The organism is Streptomyces kebangsaanensis, from assembly GCF_001906585.1.
Classification (GTDB): domain Bacteria; phylum Actinomycetota; class Actinomycetes; order Streptomycetales; family Streptomycetaceae; genus Streptomyces; species Streptomyces kebangsaanensis.
Genome location: NZ_JUJA01000147.1, coordinates 39,254 through 56,090, shown reverse-complemented (window position 1 = coordinate 56,090; position 16,837 = coordinate 39,254). Strand labels below are relative to the sequence as shown.

The 16,837-nt window shown below is 70.0% G+C and carries 17 protein-coding genes; 10 read left to right on the top strand and 7 right to left on the bottom strand.

Translation table 11 applies throughout. From position 1 onward, the window contains the following. A partial coding sequence (locus tag RH94_RS23755) for an MFS transporter (RefSeq protein ID WP_073949785.1) occupies positions 1 to 1,147 on the bottom strand: 1,147 nt, incomplete at its 3' end. Between the two features lie 169 nt (positions 1,148 to 1,316). On the opposite strand from RH94_RS23755, the gene RH94_RS23750 reads away from it, so the two are divergent. Further along, positions 1,317 to 1,784 (top strand): MarR family winged helix-turn-helix transcriptional regulator, encoded by a 468-nt coding sequence (locus RH94_RS23750; protein WP_073949755.1) that lies wholly within the window; start codon positions 1,317 to 1,319, stop codon positions 1,782 to 1,784. 962 nt (positions 1,785 to 2,746) lie between these two features. On the opposite strand, the gene RH94_RS23745 is transcribed toward RH94_RS23750, so the two are convergent. After that, the gene (locus RH94_RS23745; protein ID WP_073949753.1) at positions 2,747 to 4,249 is read right to left on the bottom strand and encodes an LVIVD repeat-containing protein; all 1,503 of its coding nucleotides are present in this window, start codon (positions 4,247 to 4,249) and stop codon (positions 2,747 to 2,749) included. A gap of 98 nt (positions 4,250 to 4,347) precedes the next feature. Here RH94_RS23745 and RH94_RS23740 point away from each other — a divergent pair, with 98 nt between their 5' ends. Continuing rightward, positions 4,348 to 5,016 (top strand): DUF305 domain-containing protein, encoded by a 669-nt coding sequence (locus RH94_RS23740; protein ID WP_073949751.1) that lies wholly within the window; start codon positions 4,348 to 4,350, stop codon positions 5,014 to 5,016. 554 nt (positions 5,017 to 5,570) lie between these two features. On the opposite strand, the gene RH94_RS23735 is transcribed toward RH94_RS23740, so the two are convergent. Next, complete coding sequence (locus RH94_RS23735; protein ID WP_073949749.1) at positions 5,571 to 6,455, bottom strand: helix-turn-helix domain-containing protein; 885 nt, start codon at positions 6,453 to 6,455, stop codon at positions 5,571 to 5,573. 313 nt (positions 6,456 to 6,768) lie between these two features. Here RH94_RS23735 and RH94_RS23730 point away from each other — a divergent pair, with 313 nt between their 5' ends. Further along, positions 6,769 to 7,113, top strand: coding sequence for a hypothetical protein (locus RH94_RS23730; protein ID WP_073949747.1), 345 nt, complete (start codon positions 6,769 to 6,771; stop codon positions 7,111 to 7,113). Positions 7,114 to 7,133: 20 nt separating this feature from the next. After that, complete coding sequence (locus tag RH94_RS23725; RefSeq protein WP_073949745.1) at positions 7,134 to 7,568, top strand: hypothetical protein; 435 nt, start codon at positions 7,134 to 7,136, stop codon at positions 7,566 to 7,568. A 281-nt stretch (positions 7,569 to 7,849) separates the two neighbouring features. On the opposite strand, the gene RH94_RS44340 is transcribed toward RH94_RS23725, so the two are convergent. Together RH94_RS44340 and RH94_RS23710 are read right to left on the bottom strand one after the other, a co-directional pair. Next, positions 7,850 to 8,038: a hypothetical protein gene (locus RH94_RS44340; protein ID WP_234425989.1), complete on the bottom strand. Its 189-nt coding sequence runs from the start codon at positions 8,036 to 8,038 to the stop codon at positions 7,850 to 7,852. 261 nt (positions 8,039 to 8,299) lie between these two features. Further along, positions 8,300 to 8,677 carry a hypothetical protein gene (locus tag RH94_RS23710; RefSeq protein ID WP_073949743.1) on the bottom strand — a complete coding sequence of 126 codons (378 nt, stop codon included), beginning with the start codon at positions 8,675 to 8,677 and terminating at the stop codon, positions 8,300 to 8,302. Between the two features lie 304 nt (positions 8,678 to 8,981). Between RH94_RS23710 and RH94_RS23705 the strand changes: the two genes are divergently transcribed. The 5 genes from RH94_RS23705 to RH94_RS23685 all read left to right on the top strand — a co-directional run bounded on the left by RH94_RS23705 (position 8,982) and on the right by RH94_RS23685 (position 13,014). Beyond that, a complete protein-coding gene (locus RH94_RS23705; protein ID WP_073949741.1) occupies positions 8,982 to 9,464 on the top strand; it encodes a MarR family winged helix-turn-helix transcriptional regulator in 483 nt (160 codons plus the stop codon). Beyond that, positions 9,461 to 9,907 (top strand): MarR family transcriptional regulator, encoded by a 447-nt coding sequence (locus tag RH94_RS23700; RefSeq protein WP_073949739.1) that lies wholly within the window; start codon positions 9,461 to 9,463, stop codon positions 9,905 to 9,907. Before RH94_RS23705 ends, RH94_RS23700 begins: the two co-directional genes overlap by 4 nt. A 484-nt stretch (positions 9,908 to 10,391) precedes the next feature. Continuing rightward, entirely contained in the window at positions 10,392 to 10,760 is a 369-nt protein-coding gene (locus RH94_RS46760; RefSeq protein WP_079189152.1) for a transposase, read from the top strand. Positions 10,761 to 10,839: 79 nt separating this feature from the next. Then, positions 10,840 to 11,073, top strand: a complete 234-nt coding sequence (locus RH94_RS23690; protein WP_073949735.1) for a hypothetical protein — start codon at positions 10,840 to 10,842, stop codon at positions 11,071 to 11,073. A gap of 1,047 nt (positions 11,074 to 12,120) precedes the next feature. Next, positions 12,121 to 13,014: a Rieske 2Fe-2S domain-containing protein gene (locus tag RH94_RS23685; RefSeq protein ID WP_073949734.1), complete on the top strand. Its 894-nt coding sequence runs from the start codon at positions 12,121 to 12,123 to the stop codon at positions 13,012 to 13,014. 241 nt (positions 13,015 to 13,255) lie between these two features. On the opposite strand, the gene RH94_RS23680 is transcribed toward RH94_RS23685, so the two are convergent. After that, a complete protein-coding gene (locus tag RH94_RS23680; protein ID WP_073949732.1) occupies positions 13,256 to 14,467 on the bottom strand; it encodes an acyltransferase family protein in 1,212 nt (403 codons plus the stop codon). Between the two features lie 425 nt (positions 14,468 to 14,892). Between RH94_RS23680 and RH94_RS23675 the strand changes: the two genes are divergently transcribed. Further along, positions 14,893 to 15,852, top strand: a complete 960-nt coding sequence (locus RH94_RS23675) for a DUF5996 family protein (RefSeq protein WP_073949781.1) — start codon at positions 14,893 to 14,895, stop codon at positions 15,850 to 15,852. 55 nt (positions 15,853 to 15,907) lie between these two features. On the opposite strand, the gene RH94_RS23670 is transcribed toward RH94_RS23675, so the two are convergent. After that, positions 15,908 to 16,351, bottom strand: a complete 444-nt coding sequence (locus RH94_RS23670; RefSeq protein WP_073949730.1) for a VOC family protein — start codon at positions 16,349 to 16,351, stop codon at positions 15,908 to 15,910. Between the last annotated feature and the right edge of the window lie 486 nt (positions 16,352 to 16,837).

Genomic DNA, 16,837 nt, shown 5'->3' with positions numbered 1-16,837 from the left:
GGGTGCGCCGCAGCTCGAGCCGGTGTGAGATGACGGCCAGCACCAGAGCGGCGGCGGCCAGGACGGCCCCGACGGCATTGGGCGCGGTGTAGCCGAGGCCGGCGGAGATCACCAGTCCGCCGAGCCAGGCGGACAGGGCGTTGCCCAGGTTGAAGGCGCCGATGTTGGCCGCCGAGGCCAGCGTCGGCGCGCCGTGGGCGTGGTCCAGGACGCGCTTCTGCAGCGGCGGGACGGTGGCGAAGCCGAGAGCGCCGATGAGGAAGACGGCCACGACGGACGCGGCCTTGCCGGAGGCCAGGAAGGTGAACAGCAGCAGGACCAGTGCCAGGCCGCCCAGGGCGGTGCAGAGCATGGGCATGAGCTTGCGGTCCGCGAAACGACCGCCGATGAGGTTGCCTGCCACCATGCCCAGCCCGAAAACCACCATCAGCCAGGTGACGGAGGATTCCGCGAAGCCACTGACCTCGGTCGCCATCGGCGCGATGTAGGTGATCGCGGCGAACACGCCTCCGAAGCCGAGGACCGTCATGGCCATGGCCAAAATGACCTGGGCGTCCTTGAAGGCGGCGACCTCGTGCCGCAGCTGCACTCCATCCGGCTTGGGTACGTCGGGTACGAGCTTGGCGACGCCGACCAGGCCGAGTACGCCGAGGGCGGCGACGAGCAGGAAGGTCACGCGCCAGCCGGCGCTCTGGCCCACGAACGTGCCCAGGGGCACGCCGACGACGTTGGCCACGGTCAGGCCGGTGAACATCATGGAGATGGCACCGGCCTTCCTCTCCGGCGCCACCAGTTCGGCGGCGACGACGGAGCCGATGCCGAAGAAGGCGCCGTGGGCCAGCGAGGCCACCACTCGGCCGATCAGCATGACGGCGAAGACCGGGGCGACGGCGGAGATGGAGTTGCCCAGGATGAACAGGCCCATGAGCAGCATGAGCATGTTCTTGCGAGAGATCCTGGTGCCGAGGACGGTCATGATCGGTGCGCCGATCATGACGCCGAGGGCGTAGCCGGTGACCAGCAGGCCGGCCGTCGGTACGGACACGCCGAAGCCCGCGCCGACCTGGGGCAACAGCCCCATGATCACGAATTCCGTGGTGCCGATTCCGAAGGCTCCTATGGCCAGGGCCAGCAGTGCGAGCGGCATGACGAGGGTCCTTTGACATACAGAGCGAAGTTGCACAAGCACCTTACAGGCGTTGACAATAATTGCACACGCTGGCTAATGGCAAACGCGGCTACAATGAGGTCCGTGATACGGCGGCAGGTCTCCTGCCGGCGTCTCCGCTCGCACGACCCGACTGAGGGAGCTGCTCATGACCGCCACCGACCCGGCGATGACCGCACTGGCGCACGGTTGGTCGGCGCTCTCGCTCCTGCACGGACGCATCGAGAGCAGAGTCGAACGTGCGCTTCAGAGCGAACACCGGTTGAGCGCGCGCGAGTACTCACTGCTGGACGTGCTGAGCCGCCAGCACGACGGCGAGGGCGGACACCTGCAGATGCGGCAGGTCGCCGACTCCGTCGTCCTCAGCCAGAGCGCCACCACGCGGCTGGTGACCCGGTTGGAGGACCGCGGGCTGCTCTCGCGCTACCTGTGCCCCACCGACCGCCGCGGCATCTACACCGACGTCACCGACGACGGCCTGCGCCTGCTGGAGGAGGCCCGACCCACCCACAACACCGCCCTGCGCGAGGCCCTCGACCAGGCCGCCACCGATCCCGTGCTCGCGCCCCTGGTCCATGCCGTCCGGCAATCGCAGGGCGGTGCCCGGTCGGCATGACCTGACGCCGCGCGCGATGACGCCGCGGAGGACACAGCCCGGCCGTCCCACCTCCTGCCCAGGCGGCTGCGTCCGGGTCCACGCGCCGACCACGGGAAGTCGTCGGTGAAGTGGAGTCCTGCCGGATGAATGGCCGTGGTCTTCGTAGGGGGTGGCGATGACTCGCCGCCGCCGCAGGCGGTTGACGCACCCTCGGCCACGGTGTCCGCCGTGACCGACGCCGAGGGCCGGACCGACGACGAAATCGTCGCAAGGATCCGCGAATTCGCCCGGATGAACAAGCTTCCTCGGCCTGCGCCGGCTCTACCGCAAGGTCGCCGATGGCGGCTTCGGCATCGACGGCAACGTGGTTTCCCCAGAGCCGTCGGCAGGTGCTCCGAGGTCCCCGCGGCGCTTGGCATGTTCTTCCGGCTGCATGAACACCCTGATGTGATCAGCCCTCCCCCACGGCGCTCTCGCCCGCGCGGCCGGGATCCGCCGCAACGGCCTGTCCGCTGCCGACGCCGGGCGGCCGGCGCGGGCAGGGACGCAGCCGGGCGGGGTGTGTCCCGTGTCCGCGGACCGGGTTGCGGTGGTGGTGTTCGACGAGACCGTCAGCGGCCCGGGACGTGTGCGCTGCGGCAGCGGTCGGCCCGGCAGCGGCATCGAGATCGAGGCGGCGGAGTTCGTATCCGCCGTTCCGGCAGCCGCTACGGCGCCGATCGCGGACCTCCCGGCGGACGAGCCGGCATGGCCATCCGCGACGCCGCACCTCGGACGCCGAGGTGAGCCGGCCCAGCGGGTCGGCAGGTCCTGGCAGAGCTGTGCGGCGCCGTGGCTCCTGTGGCGTTCGGCTGCCGCCTGTGCCTGGACGGGGAACGGGGTGTCCCGCCGGGCGATGAGCCGCCCGGCGGGACCGGTGCCACGGCGCTTGCCCACGTCTCCGGGTTCCTGGGCCCGGAGCCCGGCAGGCCTTTGCCGGGTCAGTCGAAGTAGTCCGGCTGGGTCTGGGCGTTCAGCCGGTCCAGGCGGATCTTCCGGGCCGGGTCGGTGCGCCGGTCGCTGAGCTTGAGCACATCGAAGCCCTTGGCGATGTCGTTCGAGTAGATGTGGCCGTTGTAGTAGTACGCGGACCAGGAACCGCCCACGGTCAGCCGGTCCGTGGTGAGCGGGCCCCGCTCGAAGTAGCCGATCTCCTTCGGCTTCGTCGAGTCGGTGAAGTCCCAGACCGAGACGCCGCCCTGGTACCAGGCCTGGACCATGATGTCGCGGCCCTTGACCGGGATCAGCGAGCCGTTGTGGGCGACGCAGTTCTCGGTGTCCGCCTGGTGCCGGGGGATCTTGAAGTAACCGCGGAAGACGAGCTTGCGCCGGTCGCCCTTGCCGACGATGTCGTAGATGCCGTCGGCTCCGCGGTTCGGGCCGACGGCCGCGTTGCAGGTCGCGGCGGATCCGCCGCCGAGTTCGTCGGTGAAGACGACCTTCTTCGCGGTCTGGTTGAAGGTCGCGGAGTGCCAGAACGCGAAGTTGACGTTGTCCTGGACCTGGTCGATGACCTTCGGGTGCTCCGGGTCCTTGATGGACATCAGGATGCCGTCACCCATGCAGGCACCGGCGGCCAGGTCCTTCGACGGCAGCACGGTGATGTCGTGGCAGCCGGTGGTCTTGGAGACACCCGGGTTGGTGGGCGCGCCGGGGTTGCCGCCACCGTCGGGGCCGTCACCCGGGAAGAGCACCGCGAAGTTGACGACCGCGGCCTTCTGGGGAGCGTCGCGCGGCACCTTGATGATCGAGATGCCGTCGTGCGGGGGCCGGCAGTCGGGGAACGACGGGCTCGGGGAGTACGAGGACACGTAGATGTAGACGTTGCGGCCGTGGGGAACGAGGGAGTGCGTGTGCGAGCCGCAGTTGGTCTCGACGGCCGCGACGTACTTCGGGTTCTTCTTGTCGCTGATGTCGAAGACCTTCATGCCCTCCCACGACGACTTCTCGGTCGCGGGCTGCGACGTGCTCGAGCAGGAGTCGTCACTGCGTGAGGAGTCGGTGGACAGGAACAGCAGGTTGCCGGAGACGGATACGTCGTTCTGCGACCCCGGGCACAGCACCTGGGAGACCGTCTTGGGTGCCCTCGGGTTGCTGATGTCGAAGACGCGGAAGCCGTCGTAGTTGCCGGCGAACGCGTACTTGCCCTGGAAGGCGAGGTCGGAGTTGAGGTCCGGCAGGGCGTCCTTGGGGACGTTGGCGAGGTGTTCGATGTTGTCGGAGTGGACGATCTCGTCGGGCGCCGGTATCTCGCCCTTGGCGATGGCCGTTCTGGTCTCGGCCGCCTCACTCTTCGACACACGCTGAGGCGTGGTGGTGGCGTCGCCGGGGTCGGGCGTCGCCACGGCCGGAGCGGCCGTGAGCAGCGCGACCAGCAGGCCGGTGGCGGCTGTCACAACCCCCAGGTGTCTGGGCCGTGTTCGGGGACTGTTCAACAGGTTCACTGTTTCCTCCCTGTTCTCCGTTCGCAAGGGAACGGTTCACGGACAGCGGCAGTATCGTACCTTTCATGTACAGATCAAAAGATGGCAGCGTGCTTGTCATGAAAGTCTTTGATCGTGTCAAGTGGCGGGCGGTCACCGCTCTCGCCCTTGCCGCCCTCGCTGTCAGCGGGTGCGACTCGGGCGCGGACGCCCCGGGGAAGAAGAGCGCGCCCGGTCCCTCGGTGATCGCCCCTGGCAAGCCCGGTGAGCCCGCCCGGACCCTGTCCGCCGAGGACGCCGCGAAGGAGATGCCCGACGACTCCCCCAACGCGGCGGACTTCGAGTACGTCCAGATGATGATCACCCATCACGGCCAGGCCCTGGAGATGACCGAACTCGCCGCGCACCAGGCGGAGTCGGGCGGCGTGAAGCGGATCGCCTCACGCATCGCCGCAGGTCAGGGACCAGAAATCGACGCCATGCAGGGGTGGTTGAAGAACCACGGCGGGGCACGGCACACCAGTGGTGGCGCGCACTCGGGGCACCACCACGACCATGCCGCGATGCCCGGCATGGCGACCGGGGCACAGCTGAAGCAGCTCCGCGCGGCGCGGGGCGCGGCCTTCGACGAGCTGTTCCTGAAACTCATGATCACGCACCACGACGGCGCCATCACCATGGCCACCTCGGTGCTCTCGGACGGCAACAACGTACAGGTCGAGGAGATGGCGAACGATGTGATCGCACAGCAGACCAGCGAGATCAGCCGGATGCGTGAGATGTCCTGACGATCGGCGCGACGTTCCGCGGGTCTCTCCCTCCGTGCTCCGGGCAGCCACCGTCGGTGGACGCGGCAGCGTGCGGCTCACCTCCGCTCGCGCGGAGAGGACGCAGCTGAGGGCGGCGGTGGGCAGGTACATGGTCCGTCTGCCGTGTCGTTCGCTGGTCACCTCGGCACAGTTTGCGGTGTCGCCCTGGAAGACGCGGACGACGTCGAAGCGGGTGTGGGCGCGCCGGCCCGGCCGGGCGGTCCGCAGGACATGTGGTCGAGATCCTTTCCGTCGCACGCTCTGCCCTGACCGCCGGGGGCCGGATCGAGCGCTAGGGAGACCGGGGTCGCCGACCGGGTTCCGGCGTCCTCCGGTCTCATCGGGTCCTGAGCGGGCGGCGTCGGCCGGCTCCCGGAGCGCGAGCAACCGCCCGGGGCACTCGCCCGCCATCGCGCAGAGCGCCCCGACGGCCTGCCGGGGTACCGGGAGCCTGCCGTTGGGACAGCGTTCCCAGGACGACCTGCCGCACGGGGTGCGCTCGATCAGGGCCGCTCATTCGGGTGCGGGGGAGGTCATCCGCGCAGTACCCGCCAGGTGTGCGGGCCCACGATGCCGTCCGCCGGCAGCCCGGCCTTCTTCTGCAGCCGCATCACGGCCGCGATCGTCTGCTGTCCGTAGACCCCGTCGACGACGCCCGGCCCCATCCTGTGGTGGCTCAACAGGCACTGGGCCTCCACCACGTCCCAGCCCGGTCCGGCGAGGACGGCGGTGCGTGTCGTGCTGTATCCGGCGACCAGACCGCCACCTGGGCCGTCGGCCCTGTGGACCTTGCAGGGGTAGGACTTGCCCGGCTTGAAGATGTACCTCCCCGGCCCGTTGGCGGCGGGCGTGGCACTGGCACGCGCACTCGGCCGTGCGGTCGGTGTGTCCAGTGCTGTGCCCGCCCGCCCGCTGCCGCCGTCACCGTCCCACGATGCAGCCATCAGCATTCCCGCGCCCAGCCCGACGAGCACGGCGGCCACGACGGCGACAACCACGACGGGCCCGGGCACACCCGGCCGCCGCCCGTCCCGCACCGACGCGGGCCGCTCCCCCACGACCCGGGGCGGCTCCGCCGGTACGGTCGTGTCGCCCTCGGTCCTGCCGCGCCCCTCGTCCTCCGCTCCGGCCGACGGCGACGGTGCGATCCGCTGCTGCCACGCTTCCTCGGCCACCTCGTGCAGCACCAGCAGCCGGGTCGGCTCCGCCCCCGTGATCCGCGCCAGCTTCTCCACCGCGTGACGTGGAGGCAGCGCCTTCCCGTTCAGGCAGCGCTCCCACGACGAGCGGCTGTACTCGGTCCTGGCCGCGAGCGAGGCGAGGCTCAACCCGCTGCGATCCTTCAACCTCCTCAGCTGCACCACGAATTGCTGGACCCTCCGGTCCAGCGAATCCGGCAGTTCCTTCCAGCGCGGCATGCTTCACTCCGTGAGCGTCAGGACCCCAGGGCCTCCGCCTTCTTCATGTTCCGACTGTTGGTAACCCCGGGGCAGGCTCCTGGTTGCGGTCCACACGCCGCGCCCGTGCCTCTTCGGCCATGTCCCGCACCAGTCGGCTTCCCAGCGATACCGCGTCCCGTCGGACGTCTCAGCAGGTCAGCGCGTGGCACGTCCCACGGTGTCCCAACCCGCCCCGCGCCGCTGGCCCCGCTTCGGATTGGCCAGCAATCTCGGTACGCGGGCCGCTCCACCGCCCGCCCCGCCCTCCGGCCACCACCGACAAGGGGAAGACATGGTCAAGATCAAATCGTTCGTCGCCGCGGCGGCCGCGGCCGCCGCTCTCACCGCCGGCCTCACCGGGAGCGCCACGGCCGCCGATCGGGTCAACGCCGGTCAGGACAGGGCCGGGCAGATCGCCGCTGCCGGAACCGCGCCTGCGTGCATCGAGCGCACGAGCGTCGAGAACAAGCCCGATGGCGGCGTGCGGGTCCACCTGCGCAACTTCTGCGGCAAGACCATGCGCGTCAAGGTGATCGTCAAGTACTGGTCGGACAGCGGGTGCAAGTCCATGCCGAACAGGTCCGGCTGGCTCTTCCAGACCGTCGGCGGCCGGTACGACCGCACCGTGGTGTGCTGAACAGGGACGGGGGAAGTCTCGTGAACGTCGTCACCAAGGCGTGTCTCGGCGCGGCGGTGGCCCTGGCAGGGCTGGCGGGCCCCGCCCTGCCGGCCGCCTCGGCCGACACCGGCGCCCCCGCTCGGGCCGCGGCGCGGTGCTCCATCAAAGTCTGGGGTTACCAGGGCTACTACAAGTGCGGCACGCGCGTGAAGGAGGGCTACGTCGACTGGAACCGTGACGGCCGGGTCGACGAGGTCTTCGTGATCGCCCCGAACCGCACGATCTGGCACACGTGGAAGAACGCCGGCGGCTGGAAGGAGATGCCGGGCAACGGCCGTGCCGACGACATGATGGGGCCGAACGGCACCGGCGACCCGCGCCGCTGCATCGTCGTCTACGTGAACAAGGGCTACCACTACTGGCAGAACTGCTTCTACAACGGCAAGTGGCACAAGTGGACGACGTCCGGCTGACGCCCGAGAAGCCCCGCAGAAGCTGTTCGCCGGGGCCCGCCCGCCGGGCGGCGGAAACGGCGCGGAGGGCCGCCGCGGCCGGCACGGTATGACGCCGGCGGTGCCAAGCCGTCGAACCGCACGCCCCGAGCCGGACCCTGGGGATGTCATGGCTGATCCCCCGGGGCCCGGCCCCGAGCGGTCCGGGCAAGGGGGCACGCGGGCGGGGGCGGTGATCGAGCCGACTGCCGTACGGCCGACGCGCGACCGACCGACCGGCCGGGTCGTCGAAGTCCGCGAGTTCACCGGCGCGGGTCTCGGAACGACGTGATGACCACGCGTGCCACCTCGGGGTTCCGAAGGGCGGCGTATCCCGCGTCGATCTCGTCCAGAGCGATCTGCCGGGAGACGAGATCGTCGGGGTTCATGCGCTCCCGCAGACACCACTCGGCGTAGCGCGGAATGTCCCGCCGCAAAGTGCCCGACCCCATGATCAGCCCCTGGATCCGCTTCTGCTGGAGGAGCAGCCGTGGCAGGGAGAGCCTCAGCTCGCCGCCGCCGCCTGCCCAGGCCCACCACCTGCACGTCCCCTCCGAGGGAGGTCATGCGCAGCGCCTGTTCCGCGGTCGCCGCCACGCCGACGACGTCGAAGGCGTGCCTCACGCCGCCGCCGGTGAGCTCCCGCACCGCCGCGGCGGGTCACGCCACTGCACTCCGGTCCGCACCCGGTGCAGGATCCCGTCGACTGCCGGTCATGCCGCGCGGGCCGTCGTCCGCACCAGGCGCTGAGGAGCGGTCAGGGTCTCGGCGGGCCGGACGCGGTAGATCGTCCTGCCCGGATCGACGAGCGGCTCGCCCAGCGTGATCCGTCCGGTGGAGTGCAATATGTCGCACGCGTCAGTGGGCAGGGCGACGTAGCAACTCCCTCTGCCGGTGCGGGTGTCGAACGACTGCCAGTAGCTGTACCTGCGGCGCCCGCCCGCGTGCACCGTGAGGAACACCGGCGTGTAAGGGTCGGAGATGATGCGCAGCAGTTCAGCATCCTCGACGTCCAGGGGGCGGAGCGGGTCGACGGCGCGGCTGCGGTAGTGCAGGACAACGGCCTGTGCCGGGCGGGAGACGGACTGCATCAGTGTGGCCTTCCTGAAGGCGGGACTGAAGATCGCTTACCCAGCACGGGCAAAGTTGATCTCTCTTTCTGGCCGCATTCTCCACCACCGCACCCCCACCACACCAGCCTCCCCCTGGCCACACCTCCCACCAACACAATGGCCGGAAACCATCGGTACCCGAAACCAGCACCAGCACCGGGCCCGAGGCGACTGCACCAGCAAACACACACTCGGTCGGTGCGCCTCCCCGAACGTGACCTCGCTTCAGTGCCTGCGGCGAAATAGTAGCCATGTATATGGTAGCCATGTACCGTACTTTGGTGTGAGCTCAGCAGCTGAGAGCGCCACGGCGGGGTTCCTGGTCTGGCGTTTGTCGATGAAGTGGCGAGTAGCCGTCGACCGGGCGGTCGCGCCGCTGGGCCTGACCCATGCCCAGTACGCGTTGATGGCGTCGCTGTACGGCATGCGGCGCTCCGGGCTGCGGCCCAGCCAGCGCCGGCTCGCCGACCACACAGGGCTCGAACCCTTGTATGTTTCCAAGCTCGCCCGTGCCCTGGAAGCCGCCGGACTCGTCGCCCGCACCCGGGACCCGAACGACCCGCGCGCCATGCAGTTGTCGCTCACTGAGCAAGGGCACGACGTCACACGCCGCGCGATCAAGGTGGTCCAGGGCCTGCTGGACCAGCTGCTGGAGCCGCTCGGGGGACAGGACAGCCCGCGCACAAGGCAGTTCACCCGCGAGCTGGCGATCCTGCTCGACGCGCCTCTTGATCCGCACACCGAGAGCGACAAGGAGCAGTCATGACCACCACCGCACCCACGGTCAATGGCCGGGTCATAGCCCTGGCGCACTATGCCGGGCGTGCCCTCCTGGAGGGCGTGCTGGCCCGCCACGGCGCCACGTTCCACCAGAGTGTGACGCTCCGGGCCGTCGTGGTCGCGGGCGAGTCCATCGGCTGGGACGAGCTCGTCGGCGACGTCACCGGCTCGCTGAAGACCGACGAGTCGGTCGTACGCGGCGTAGTCGAGGAGTTGACGGCCACGAAACTGCTGGAAGAGGACCCGGTGGACGCGTCCCGGATGCGACTCACGGACGCCGGACGGGAGCTGCACGAGAGCACCACCGCCGAGACCGCCGAGATCTCCGCCCGGCTGTACGCCGGTATTCCGGCCGAGGACCTTGCCGTCGCGGGCCGCGTGTTGGCGCTGATCACGGAGCGCGCGAACGCCGAGTTGGCCGGCGCCTGAGGTTCTGTCCCGCCCATCGGGGCCGGAGCCAGATCATGAGTACGGAGGTGGTGACGGTACCCGGGAAGACGTATCCCCGCTTGTCGAAGCCCGGGCCGTCCGCCACGTGAACCCCGTTGCAGAAGGGGGGACTTGTGCTCCTTCTGCACCGGGATCACGCTCCGGATGCCGCGCCTGCGCAGGCAGCCGCGGATCTTCCGATTGCCGCAGGCCTTGTCCACACCCGTGCCGTCCGGTGCGCGGCGCGGGAAGGGCCCGTCCAGGTGTCGTCGGCCGACCCCATGCGCCCCCTCACAAGCCCGCCCCCAACCCGTACTCCACACCACACCACACCAGGCCACGGCCGGCGGACGACCGATCACATCACAGGAAAATTCGCACAGTTCGAAACCACCAAGCGGGCAACCGACAAGCCGGCCCACACCATCTCGGACGAGGAGGCGGCCACGGAGCGGTTCATGAGTTCGCCGAGGCGTGGGACAGCATGTACCGGGCGATCGTGAAGCTGTGGGAGGACGCCTGGACCGAGTTGGTGCCTTTTCCCTCCTTCGGCACCGAGAGCCACAAGGTGATCTGCTCGGCGAACGCGATCGAGAGCGTCAACGCCTGTACACGCGAAGCCGTCCGCGGTTGCGGCCACTTCCCCGATGAAACAGCGGCGCCCAAGCGCGTCCACCCTGCGCCGCGGTTCGCCGTACACAATGACGGCCGCGGGAGGCGCCGGCCCGCCCGCACGGATCCTTTCCCGATTGCGCTTTGCGGCGCCCCGTCCGGCGTTCGCGCCGCGTTCTCCCGCACTACGGGGAAACGGCCAAAACCGCGGCAGAACTACCGTGCTCGGTCACCATGTTGATGATCGAGATGCGGACTGCGGAGAGCAGCGCCAAGAATCGAATGAAGAGGCAACGCCGACTACAGAGAGGCTGCCGATCATGCGAAGCAGGATCATACGCACTCTGACCGCCACCGTCGCCGCGGGCATGCTCGCCGGCGGAGCAGCCGTGGCCTCCGCAGGTACTGCTCTCGCAGTACCGGCGAACGCCGCGGTGGCCGCGAGCCATCACGCGCCCAAGCCGGATGCCACGAAGACGCCGCACCACAAGAAGTGCCCCAAGGGCGAGCACTACACCCAGGTCAACGGCAAGTGGGGCTGCCACAAGAAGTAGCAGCCGTGCCGGCGCCGGGGAGGGGACGATCGGCTCTGTCACTCGCCGACCGTGAACTCCCCGGCGTCCGCCGGTCCCCGCGGACAGAATGCACAGGCACCGAGCAAACTCGCTGGTGCAGGGCTCTGCCGGTATGCACGTGAACGCGCTCAGCCTCGGAAATGCCTGTCGGCACAGGCTCGATGGCGCCGCCGCGGTGGGCGTCCGGCGATCGGCCACGGAAGCGGGGGGTGACGAGGTCGCCCCGCTGATCGACGCGGTGCCGAGGCCGGAGGCCGCGGTCAAAGGTGCGGCCATCCACGAGCGGCTGGTCCGGGAACACGGTTTCACCGGCAACTACCAGCGCGTGAAGCTCCGTCCGCAGGAAGCTCGGTTCCGGATCGCGGAAAACCGGGTATCGCTCCCGGTGAACCGGCTGACCTGTACCCACCGGTCCGAAGTCGTTCCCGGAGCCCGGACGCAAGAAGCCTTGTCGAAAAGGTGCGGATCCTGGTGCGCCGACGCCGATGTGCGGCGGACGACCACCGGACGAGGAACCGGCACCAGGACTGAAAGACGTCAGCCGGCGCGCGGACCGGCCCATCGGCCTCGGCCCGGGTCCCGGCAGGCACGGCGGTCGGAATCCTCTGCCAGGGACCGGTCGCCCGGATCGGCAGCACCGTCACCGCCACCGCCCCGAAGAGCGAGTGAGCGCTGCGGCACCGCGGTTCGGCGCCGGGCGACGGCCTGCGGGAAGATGGAAGACCCTGCGCTCCCTGCCGTCCCTGCGACAGCTGGTGACCGGGCCGGCCTGCTCCGATCTCGTGCTCGGGCTTCCGCGGTCGGTCTGCCCGTCCTCGTGGCGGACCGCTTCGATCGGTCCGCGGCCGCTGTCTGCTCACCGTTGCCGAAGGACCTGACCACACGCCCGCAAACGGCCGCCCCACCCCTCGGACAGACCGGCCACGCGCCGGAGCGTGTTCCGGACGAAACACCGCACCCCGCGTTTCCGGTCCGGCGGGCAGGGCTACTCGCCTCTCACCCAACGCGAGGCCCCGGGAGGACCGGATGACGCATCGAGGCCCTGGACCTGTCCTGTCGGCGCTGGATCGCCTGGAGCGGTGGACCGGCGCCGACCAGGTGATCGACGCCGTCCAGCAGAAGGTGCGGTCCGTGCCGCTGGGGGCAGGGCGAGACGCCCTGCACGGGCGCTGGCTCGGTCACCCCGTGCATCCCCTGCTGGTACAGGTTCCCATCGGCTCGTGGCTGTCCGCGACCGTCCTGGACCTGCTGCCCGGAGTTCGGCGGGGGCCACGCGCGCTCATCGGCATCGGACTGGCCACTGCCGTTCCCGCGGCGGTGGCCGGCTGGGTGGACTGGGCCGAACTGCACCGCCAGCAGCAGCGGGTCGGCCTCGTCCACGCCCTGGCCAACGGTGCGGCGATATCGCTGTTCGCCGGATCCGTCGTTGCCCGCTTCCGCGGCCGGGAGAGAGCCGGGAAAGCCCTTGGGCTCGCCGGGCTGAGCGTCACCGGGCTCGGTGGTGCGCTGGGCGGGCACATGGCCTACCGGCAGGCGTCCGGTGCCAATCACGCCGAGTACGTTCCCCACGTGGTGACCCCCGGCTGGCACCGTCTCGGAGACGTGGCTGACTTCCCGGTCGGGCAAGTGGTACGCCGACACGTGGACGAGGTGCCCGTCATGGTCGTGCACGAGAGCGGGAACGTGGTGCGTGTCCTGGCCGACCGGTGCAGCCACATGGCGGGGCCCCTGTCGGAGGGGGACATCATCGACGGCTGCGTCCGCTGCCCCTGGCACGGCAGTGTCTTCCGGCTGGCCGACGGGTGGAACGTGCGAGGACCGGCGACCGCGCCGCAGCCCGCCTTTGACGCGCGGATCGTCGACGGCGCCGTTGAGGCCCGGCTGCGGAACCTGGAGACGAAAACGCGCAACGCCGGGTGACCCCGTCAGGCCGGAGGCTGCTCGAACCATGTCCTCCGTATGAGGCGGACGGTTGAGCCGACACAGGCGGGTGACCGAGCGGACGGTCTCGGGGCTCTCCGGCCACCGCAGGTTCAGTCCCCGCTACGCGGGAACGGAGCGGCATGGGCGATGCCGAGCTCGCCGAGGGGCGGGACGTTGCCGTCGCGAGCCCGCGTCAGCACGACGCCGCCCCGCTGCCCTGGTCCGTGTCTGCCGTCCGTCAAGGACGCGGCGTCGGTGGTCGCCGGCCGAACGTGGCGGTGTTCAGCAGGCGCCGCATGGTCAGCGCGATCGGGCGTTCGACGAATCGATGCGCGAGATACGACAGGACGACGAGGCCGCTGACCGTGATGCCGACCAGGAGCAGCGGGTGGAACAGGTCGCCGTAGTGGTACGCGATCGTCATTCCGATCGTGTCGTGCAGCAGGTAGAGCGGAAAGGTCATCGTGCCCGCGACGGTCAGCCCCCGCCAGCGGATCCGACGGGTCCAGCCGAGCGCGATGGCGGCGATCAGCAGGAAGAATCCGGTGACCACCAGGACCAGCCAGCCGCGCCACGGTGACCAGGTGTCCCAGTTGTTGCGGCCGCCGGTGGGTGCCAGGAGGAAGTGCAGGGCCAGCAGCCAGGACATGGCGACGATGCCCCACAGCAGCGGTGTCGGCCGGTACCGGTACATGAGGTAGAAGGCCATGCCCGCGATGAAGTACGGCGCGGACGTGGGGTTCGCCACGAGGGTGAGCAACGGGACGCGGGCGGCCGGCGCGAGCACCGCGGCGACCGTCCACAACCCGCAGAAGAACACCACCCGCTGGTAGCTGAGCCCTTTCCACACCACGGCCGCGAACGTGAGGTAGAAGCAGAGTTCCGGCCAGAGCGTCCAGTAGACCGGGTCCAGGTTGGCCACACCCAGCGGGGTCTGCAGCATCGTCAGGTTCGCGAGGAGTATGCGCGGGTGAGGGCGCCCGAACGGGCTGTCGACGCAGTAGACGACGCACGCCGACACCACGATCGCGATCCAGTACATCGGGTACAGGCGGGTGACGCGCGAGACGAAGAAGTCGCGCGGGGTGCGCCCCCACGCGCTCATGCAGATGACAAAGCCGCTGATCAGGAAGAACAGGTCGACACCGAGCCGTCCGAAGGCGAAGTAGCGGTGCAGGTCCGGGAAGGTGCTCTCGTACGGGCGGCCCCAGACGGACTCCATCGCCCCCGGGGTCTGGCCGATGAAGTGGAAGAGCACCACCGACAGCGCCGCCAGGAACCGCAGCCCGTCCAGCGCGGCGAGCCGCTCCTTCCGGGCGCCCGCCCCGGTCGCCGTCGTCCGGCCCGTGGGCGTCGTCAGCGGCAACAGCGCCACTGCCCGCGTGGCCTCCCCCTCGTTGCGCGGTCTTGTGGTCACGTCGGCCGATATCCCGCGGTCCACTTGGGTCATGCGTCTTCCGTTCCACGTCGGTCGTTCGCCGGCGGGGCCCAGGCCTTGGCACATCGGCCGCATGCCCGGCGGCGGATCACACTGTTGTCGAACTCGTGTCGCTTCCGCTTCAGGCGGGTGACGGCACCGTCCTGGCCCACAGGCCGCCCGTACCCACTGTCCACCGGGAGACACGGGGGCCGTTCGGACGAGAGCCGCCCGCGCGCCTTCTCCGACCGGGGCGCGCCCCGCCCGGACGGGTGCTGGTGGATGTGCGGCCCGGCGAATCGCGCGAGGTCGACCGGGGCCGGAGCGGTCCCGCTCACGCGGGTTGGTACGCCTGCCGGGTTCACGAGATGCCGCACCTGTCCGCCGTGGCCATCATGGTCGTCCAGGCCCCGGGCCCGGCCATCAGGAGCGTCGGGCGCAAGGGAAGGGTGATGACCATGGAGCTGTTCCCGCCGGTCCCGCTCGCCGAGTGGCGCGACACCAAAGAGACGCTCCATCGCTTCGCGCAGATCGTCGGGAAGGTCCGTCTCGCCGCCAGCACCCGGCGCAACCACTGGTGGAACGTCCCGTTCCACCTCACGGGGCGCGGCATCACGACCCGTCCGATGGGGCAGGTCGACGGCAACCCGATCTTCACGATGGACTTCGACTTCGTCGCACATCAGCTGGTTCTTTCGACTCTGGACGGCCGGGAGATCTCCGTCCCGCTCATCGGCCGGTCCGTGGCGTCCTTCCACGACGTGGTCATGGACTCGCTGGCCGCGCTGGGCATCCGGGTGCGGCTCGCCGTGCCCAGGCCCTTCGACCTGCCCGACTCCGGCCGGCCGTTCGCCGAGGACACCGAACACGCGGCCTACGATCCCGCGCAGGCCAACCGCTACTGGCGGGTCCTCAGCCAGGTGGCGTCCGTACTGGAGGAATTCGCCGCGGGGTATTCGGGGAAGGTAAGCCCGGTGCACCACTTCTGGCACACCTTCGACATCGCTCACACCCGGTTCTCCGATCGTCACATCGATCAGCCCGAACAGATCGACCCGGTCACCCGGGAGGCGTACTCCCGGGAAGTGATCAGCTTCGGCTTCTGGTTCGGGGACGACACCTTCCCCGAGCCCGCGTTCTACTCCTACACCGCTCCGGAGCCGGCGCACCTGGCCGAGGAGCCGCTTGGGCCCACGGCGGCACACTGGACCGCCCGGAACAACAGCCACCTGGCCGTACTGCGGTACGACGAGGTCCGCACCGAGGCCGACCCGCGCGCCGCCGTGCTCGCCTTCTACGAAAGCGCCTACCAGGCCGGTGCCCGGCACGCCGGATGGCAGATCGAGTCACTGGCGTGCCCGGGCGGGGTGACGGACCCGCAGCTGCGGCTCCACAAGGCCCGTCCCTCTTCCGGCTGAGGCCCCGCAGCAGCCGCGCACCGCACGCCGAGGCGCTCCGCGGCCACCTGCCCGATCAGATGTCGGTGCGCGCCGGCTCGCCCTTGAGCAGCCCCGTCGCCTGGCCCACCTCGATGAGGTAGCCGTCCGGATCGCGCAGGTAGCAGCGCAACTCGGCACGACGGTCGATGGGCGGGGTGAGGAACTCCGCTCCCTTCGCGACGGCCATGCCGTAGAAGCGGTGAATATCGGCCACTCGCACATTCAGAAAGCTGGAGGCGGTGTGGGGGTCGTCCGGCGGGCGCAGGACGACGTCGGGTTTGTCGTCGGTGGGGCCGCCGCCGGGGTTGAGGATGATCCAGCCGTTGGCGACCTTGATGATGCAGGGGTTCTCCTTCAGCACCACCGTTCCACCCAGCACGTCGGCGTAGAACGCCCGGGAGCGCGGCACGTCGGAGACGGTGAAGAAGTGTGTGAGCACCAGCCCCTCGGCCGGCGCAGGAAGATCGTCCGGATTCATCCGCCGCTCCCGCTCGGGATCGGTGGCGAGGGAGGCCGTGCGGCGAACCGGAACCGCGCCGGGCAACCGCCGACCGCAGGTGCACTTCTGTAGTTGGACATGCACCGAGAGTAGGACCCGGTCGGCCGCGCGGCATCCGCACGCCGACCTGGCCGACGGCCTTCGTCGACCGGCCGCCGGCCACGCTCACCCATCTCCGTCACGGCACCTCCCATGACGTGCCGGCCCGGTGTGAACCGCTCCCCTGTCCCCCGCCGGGCCGTCGGAGAGGTGCGGCCACTGCTCGCGGAGCGGGATGCGCCATGAGGGGCTTCCAGCCCTTCGTCCTGGTGAAGGCGCACTCGACGCGGGCGCAGACCTTGCGGCGGGAGGCATCGCGCCCTTCCTCCCCGGCAGGGAGTTCGGCCCGGCTTTCTCGCGTCGGTGCGGGATGACCAGGCCGGTGCCGCGGCGGCCGGCGTCGGAGATGACCGCGGCGCGGCCGGG

Bases quoted from the DNA above. Each gene is read 5' to 3' on its own strand.
- RH94_RS23680 (WP_073949732.1), bottom strand. From the start codon at position 14,467: ATGACCCAAGTGGACCGCGGGATATCGGCCGACGTGACCACAAGACCG.
- RH94_RS23740 (WP_073949751.1), top strand. From the start codon at position 4,348: ATGAAAGTCTTTGATCGTGTCAAGTGGCGGGCGGTCACCGCTCTCGCC.
- RH94_RS23730 (WP_073949747.1), top strand. From the start codon at position 6,769: ATGGTCAAGATCAAATCGTTCGTCGCCGCGGCGGCCGCGGCCGCCGCT.
- RH94_RS23735 (WP_073949749.1), bottom strand. From the start codon at position 6,455: ATGCCGCGCTGGAAGGAACTGCCGGATTCGCTGGACCGGAGGGTCCAG.
- RH94_RS23750 (WP_073949755.1), top strand. From the start codon at position 1,317: ATGACCGCCACCGACCCGGCGATGACCGCACTGGCGCACGGTTGGTCG.
- RH94_RS23700 (WP_073949739.1), top strand. From the start codon at position 9,461: ATGACCACCACCGCACCCACGGTCAATGGCCGGGTCATAGCCCTGGCG.
- RH94_RS23675 (WP_073949781.1), top strand. From the start codon at position 14,893: ATGGAGCTGTTCCCGCCGGTCCCGCTCGCCGAGTGGCGCGACACCAAA.
- RH94_RS23685 (WP_073949734.1), top strand. From the start codon at position 12,121: ATGACGCATCGAGGCCCTGGACCTGTCCTGTCGGCGCTGGATCGCCTG.
- RH94_RS44340 (WP_234425989.1), bottom strand. From the start codon at position 8,038: ATGGGGTCGGGCACTTTGCGGCGGGACATTCCGCGCTACGCCGAGTGG.
- RH94_RS23690 (WP_073949735.1), top strand. From the start codon at position 10,840: ATGCGAAGCAGGATCATACGCACTCTGACCGCCACCGTCGCCGCGGGC.
- RH94_RS23710 (WP_073949743.1), bottom strand. From the start codon at position 8,677: ATGCAGTCCGTCTCCCGCCCGGCACAGGCCGTTGTCCTGCACTACCGC.
- RH94_RS23670 (WP_073949730.1), bottom strand. From the start codon at position 16,351: ATGAATCCGGACGATCTTCCTGCGCCGGCCGAGGGGCTGGTGCTCACA.
- RH94_RS46760 (WP_079189152.1), top strand. From the start codon at position 10,392: ATGTACCGGGCGATCGTGAAGCTGTGGGAGGACGCCTGGACCGAGTTG.